General features: G+C 68.7%; 2 protein-coding genes. One reads left to right on the top strand and one right to left on the bottom strand.

From position 1 onward, the window contains the following. Positions 1–42: 42 nt before the first annotated feature. On the bottom strand, positions 43–2,565 hold the full coding sequence (locus tag KBX53_RS19475) for a bifunctional diguanylate cyclase/phosphodiesterase (protein ID WP_210860860.1): 2,523 nt from the start codon (positions 2,563–2,565) through the stop codon (positions 43–45). 725 nt (positions 2,566–3,290) lie between these two features. Here KBX53_RS19475 and KBX53_RS19470 point away from each other — a divergent pair. Next, a partial coding sequence (locus tag KBX53_RS19470; protein WP_210860858.1) for a BTAD domain-containing putative transcriptional regulator occupies positions 3,291–5,916 on the top strand: 2,626 nt, incomplete at its 3' end.

Here is a 5,916-nt window from a genome sequence, read left to right as displayed (position 1 = left end):
GTCTGGCAGACCGGGCTGCCCGCGCTCCGGGCCGTCGCCTGCTCAGGCGGGCAGGTGGGGGAGGCGGTCGGGTCGGGAGCGGCCGGCCTGGCGGCGGTTCTGGCTCAGCCGGATCACGGCCCCCGCGTCGTGCAGCGGTGCGGCGAGGGTGCCCGGTCGGCCGCCGGAGCCGCGTTGCATCGCCGCGAGCAGGGTGCCGGACGGCATTGGTCGGGCGAACAGGTGGCCCTGGCCGGCGACGCAGCCCAACTCCCAGAGGGCTCGCCGTTGCGGTTCGCTCTCCACTCCCTCGGCGACCACGTCCAGGTCGAGGCTGCGTCCCAGGTCGAGGGTGGAACGGATAACGGCGGCGGCTTCCGCCGAACTCTCCATCGTCGTCACGAAGCTCCGGTCGATCTTCAGTTCGTGTACGGGGATCCGGGAGAGCAGGGACAGCGAGGAGTAGCCGGTGCCGAAGTCGTCCAACGCCAACCGGACTCCCTCGTCGCGTAGCCGGCTGAGCACCCGGTCGACCACGTCGAGTTGGCTGAGGGTCAGCGTCTCGGTCAGTTCCAGGACCAACCGGTCCGGTGGGAGGTCGTGGGCGCGCAGACGGGCCAGCACCGAGCCCGGGAACCGTGCGTCGAGCAGGCTGCGCGGGGACACGTTGACAGCGACCGGTACGTCGAAGCCGGCGTCGCGCCAACTCACCGCCGCGATCAGCGCCTGGTCGAGGATCGCTTCGGCGAACGCCGGCAGCAGGCCGGAACGCTCCACCGCCTCCAGGAACCGCAGCGGGTCGATCAGGCCGTGGACGGGGTGGTGCCAGCGGGCCAGAGCTTCCGCGCTGGTCACCTCGCCGGTGCCCAGGTCGACGATCGGTTGGAAGTTGACGACGAACTCGTGGTCGGCGACCGCGCGGGGCAGGTCACCGCCGAGAGTGAGGCGGCCGAGGTCGGCGGTGTCCCGGGTGGGGGCGTAGGTGGCGATCCGCTGTCCGGCCCGTTTGGCCTGGTACATGGCCACGTCGGCGCGGCGTAGCAGCTCGGCCATGCCGCCGTTGGACGGGGCGCCGGAGATCCCGCCGCTGGCCTCGACGCTGATGCGCATGCCGTCCAGTTCGAACGGCTCGTGCAGGGCGGCGAGCAGCGTCTCGGCCCGGTGCGCGGCCACCGCCGGGGCCGGCAGACCCCGCAGGAGTACGGCGAACTCGTCGCCGCCGAGGCGGGCCACCAGGTCGGTCGTCTGGGCCGCGCCGCGCAACCGGTCGGCCACCTGCACCAGCACCTGGTCACCGGCGGCGTGCCCGAGCGTGTCGTTGACCTCTTTGAAGTGGTTGAGGTCGATCAGCACCAGCGCGGTCACACCGTCGGCGTGTCGGGTGCTCAACTGCTCGGTGCCCTCGTCGAGGAGTTGTCGGCGGTTGGCCAGGCCGGTCAGCGCGTCGTGTGAGGCCGCGTACGCGTGCTCGTCGGCCACCCGGGCCAGTTCGGCGTACGCCTGGGCGTTGCGGACGGCCGTGCAGAGCGCGGACGCGAAGGTGCGCAGGGTGTACTGCTCCCGTTCGGAGAGTTGCACCGGGCCGCGGAAGCGCAGTCGGAGCATGCCGACGTCGACGGTGCGGTCGTGGCCTTCCAGCGGCGCGGGGACGACGGTGCCGTCCACGCCGGTGGGGGTGCCGGTCGGGCCGTCGAAGGTGATGCCGCCGGTGCCCCCGCGTACGGTGCGGCCGCCGTCGCGCAGCTCGATTTCGACCTCGTCGGCGGAGAACAGCTCGGCGGCCTGGGTGACGGCGGTGGTGAGGACGTTGTCCAGGTCGACCACGTTGAGCGCGTCGGTGGTGCGGGCCAGCCGCTGCCACGCCTGCTGTTCGGTGCGACCGCGGATGCGCGCGGAGTAGGCCAGGTGCAGGCTCAGGACCAGGGGTGGGACGGCGAGCAGTAACCGGGGGTCCATCTGGAGGGTGAGCAGGGTCAGTGCCGCCACCACGAACCGGACCGCGTAACCAGCCAGGCGAAGATCCAGGTTGCTGCGGAACTGGGTCGAGATCTTGGTGCCGGAGGCGAGCGCGATCACGGGGATCGCCAGCAGCTCGTCGAGTAGTGACGCGAGGAGGTACGCGAGCGCCAGGACCCCCACCAACTGCGGGGCCTGCATGTCGGGCCAGGTCCAGTCGAGCACGGCGAAGGTTAGGCCCGCACCGGCCGCGACGAGGATGTTCTTGCCGACGCCGAAGGCCAGCTTGATCGGTGGTAGACGGGCCGAGGCGATGGCGATCCCGACGCAGGTGCAGAGCGCAACCCACGGGACGGGGGCGATCGCCGCCGCGATGACGATGGCCGCCTCGCTCCAACTGATGAGGTGCACCGCGGATCGGACCCGTACGCGCGTCTTGACGAACGCACCCAGGGCGATCATGGCGGTCAGCGTTACCAGGGTTGCTCCGTCTGGTGTCGGAGCCTCGACCGCAGGGAAGGTGAGCCTCAGGGAGGCGAACGTGACGACTGCGGCAGCAACGACGAGGAGACCGACGATCAGCCGTAGCCGTCGATCGGTCCCGTCATCGCGTCGTTGTGAAGAGGCCACGCAACTCCTGGATTACCTCGCCTGTCGTGCTAGCACCATATCGCCGGACGATGCAGAAGTCCTGCACCGATGTCAGCCCCACTCGTTTCCGCGCATTTCACCCACCCTCTCCTTCGTACGGCTGTCGGGCTCCGATGGCGCCGACTCTCTACGAATGGAGCTTAAATGGGGTTGGCCCTAGTTAGGGATGATAAATGTCGTTATCCTCAACATTAGTTAATCCCGTACTGATAAGTGACATTCTGTTTGCGTTCCGGTGCGGAGAGCGCTGGGATGTTCGCCTCCTGCATCCGCTCCGTCGCGGAATGTCGTGAGCCCTGCCGACCGATTAGACCGCGCCCTCAGTGTGGGTGCTCCGGTGCCGCAACTCATCCGCCGATTCGGCCAACCGCTCACCAGCTTCAGCCAGGAGTTCCACTCGTCGAGTGTCGGCGCAAGCGTTGACCGGTGAACGTGGCTGACCCTGGCGCTGCCCCAAGGTGCGGCCCGGGTGTGGAAGCCAGCAGTTGCGGCTTTCGTTCCTTCTTTCCGTGACGTGGCAAGGGTCGAGAACGCTAAGGCAACGGACGGTTCTTGCAATGTTCGCATTGCACTCGGCGACCTCGTCACAGTGGATGGCCGTGGAGCGCTCGCATCGACGGACTGATTGGCGTCGGGCGTTCCTTCCGGTGCCCGTAAGCTTCGTTGCGTGATCGGCTGAATACCCCGCTGGAGCAGGGGGACGGGTGGAGATTCAACTTCTGGGCGGCCTCTCAGTACGACTGCTCGCTGACAAGCTGCACCTGGGTACACCCAAACAGCAGGCTGTCTTCGCGATGCTCGCGGTCCAGCCCCGGCAACTGGTGACCCTGGGCGACCTGGTCGACGAGCTGTGGCCGGAGTCCCCACCGCGCTCTGCGGTGGCGAACGTACGGACCTACGCGGCCAATCTGCGTCGAACGTTCGAGGCTTTCGAGTCCGGTCGGGGTGTCATCGTCCGGCAGCAGAGCGGCTACCGGCTCGCAGTGGGGCCGGAATCCGTCGACATGTGTCTCTTCGAGACCGAACGCGTCGCCGGACGGGAAGCGCTGATGGCCGGCCGCCTGGATCAGGCCCTGGAACTGCTGGGGCGCGCCGTCGGGCGATGGCATGGGTCGATGCTCGCCGGCATCCCGCTCGGACCGGTGCTCACCGCGCACGCCGCGACCGCCGAGGAGGAGCGGCTGTTGGCGATGGAACTCCTCGCTGACGTGCAGCTGAGATCGGGCCGGGACGACCTGGCGATCCCGCTGCTGCGGGACATCATCGTGCGGTACCCCCTCCGGGAGCCCGCGTACGTGCTTCTCATCCGAGCGCTGTACGAGCGGGGCGACCACGCCGGCGCCGTCGCCACGTACGGCGAGGTCCGCGCCAGGTTGGCGGAGGAGCTTGGAATCATCCCGGGTGCCGAGCTTCAGGCGCTCCACCGCACGATCCTCACCGTGGCTGCGTCGCTCTCGAAAGCCAGCGCCGCGGTCCGTCCGACTGGCCTGAGTGCGCCCACCGCCTCGAACGTGCCCGCCCCCGCGGCCGTGGTGGCCTCCGCGGAACCACCCAGGCCCAGGCCGGTGGATCACCTTCCCCGGGCGGTCACCGACTTCGTCGGTCGGGAGGACGTGGTGTCGGGGCTGCTCGCGGAGACCCGCCGGGTCGAGGAGCGGGTGCCAGCCGTGCACATCATCGATGGCATGGCGGGTAGCGGCAAGACCACCCTCGCCGTGCACCTCGCCCGCCAGTTGTCCGCCCGGTACCCGGACGCCGCGCTCTTCATCGACCTGTGCGGGCATGGCGAGAAGAAGCCGGTGGAACCAGCGGCTGCCCTGGTCACTCTGCTGCGACAACTCGGGGTACCCGCCAACGGGGTGCCTGTCGACCTGAACGCCAGAGTGGAGTTGTGGCGACAGGAACTCGCTCAGCGGAGATCGGTGATAGTTCTCGACAACGCCGCGAACAGCGACCAGATCGTGCCCCTGCTGCCGACCGAGCCGACCGCCGTCGTGCTGGTGACCTCGCGTCGGCGCTTGTCCCACCCGGATGTGGGGCCCTCGCAGACGCTGCCGGTGCTGAGCCCTCAGGAAAGTGTGGATCTCCTCGGACTGAGCGTCGGACATGACCGGGTCGAGGCCGAGCCGGCGGCCGCCGCCGACGTGGTCCGGCTGTGTGGGCATCTCCCCCTGGCGATTCGGCTGGCTGGTGCCAGGCTCGCCCACCGTCGCGGTTGGCGGTTGGCCGAGATGGCCGAGCAGATGGCTGGCGACCCCCTGGTGCTGCACCACCTGGCGCAGGAGGCGAGCACCGTCACCGGCGCCTTCGCCGCCTCCTACGAACCGCTCCCGGACTCGACCAAGCGTGTCTTTCGCTTCCTGGGCTTGTATCCCGGTAACCGCTTCAGCACGGCGGCGGTCGCCGCACTGACCGGACTGACCATCGCGGAAGCGCACCAGGCGCTCGACGACCTGGTCGACAGCAACCTGGTGGAGGACCTGGACTCGGCGCGATACCGATTACACGACCTCATGCGCCAGTACTCCGCGGAGCTGTGCTCCCGTACCGACTCCGCTAGTGATCGAAGGCTCGGGCTGGCCCAACTGTTGGACTTCACGCTTGATGCGGCGCTGACGGCCGCCGAGACGCTGGAGCCCGGCGTGATGAAGTTCGGCGTCCCGCACCGTCCCTACGGACGACCCGAACTGGTCGCGGCCATCGGTGAGCCCACCGCCGACTGGTTGGAGGCCGAGCGGACCGACCTGGTGACGATGGTGTTGTCCGCGCTCGACTCGGGCTTCTACGAGTACTCCTGGCGGCTGGCCCGGGCCCTCTGGCGGTTCTGCTACATCCGTGGGTACTTCGAGGACATCCTGCTGACCCACCGTCACGCGTTGACCGCCGCGGAGGCGACCGGGGACATCTATGCGATGGCGTTGATGAACAACTATCTCGCCTCCGGCTACGTGCGCACCGGTGACATCCGGCAATCGCTCGACTACCTGACCCGCGCGGTCGCCCTCTCCACGGAGTCGGGGGACGTGCTGGCCACGGCTCGGTACCGCGCGAATCTCGCGGCCGTCTACTGGTGGGGTGGCAACCTGACCGAATCGGTGACCGTCGGTTTCGAGTGCCTGCGCGACTACAAGGGGTACGGCGCCGGCAGGGCACCGATGGTCCTACCGAATCTCGGCATGGCACTGATGATGCTCGGGCGCTACGAGGAGGCGCTGCGCCTGCACCGCCTGCACCTGGCCTGGGCCCGGACGAACTCCGAGGATTTTCACCTGCTCAACGCGCTGAGCCACATCGGTGGCGTACGTGTCCGGATGGGTGAGCTTCCACAGG

Source organism: Micromonospora sp. M51 (assembly GCF_018070305.1).
In the GTDB taxonomy this organism is placed as follows: Bacteria; Actinomycetota; Actinomycetes; order Mycobacteriales; family Micromonosporaceae; genus Micromonospora; species Micromonospora parva.
The sequence above is the reverse complement of the archived record's forward strand: the minus strand, read 5'-3'. Positions and strand labels throughout refer to the sequence as shown.